Genomic DNA, 300 nt, shown 5'->3' with positions numbered 1-300 from the left:
TCAGTGCACGGATTGCTCCAGTCGGTGGATGTTTCGGTCGCGTGAGCGGGGCGTGGGCGTCCGATTGTTCCAGTGGCTGGATGATTTGTTTGCGTAGGGTGTCTGCTGGCGTCCGGATTTCGCCAGTGGCTGGCTGATTTGGTCGGATAGAGAGGCCTAAGCGTACTGATTGTTCCATTGGCTGGCTGATTTGGTCGCGTAAGGTGGCGGTTAGCGTATGGATTACTCCAGCCTGTGGATGATTTGGTCGCGTGGCCTATCTGTAGGCGGTTGTTTTCTGCCAGTCGGTGGCTGATTTGG

This window comes from Bifidobacterium sp. UBA6881, from assembly GCA_002451435.1.
Lineage (GTDB): Bacteria > Actinomycetota > Actinomycetes > Actinomycetales > Bifidobacteriaceae > Bifidobacterium.
The sequence above is the reverse complement of the archived record's forward strand: the minus strand, read 5'-3'. Positions refer to the sequence as shown.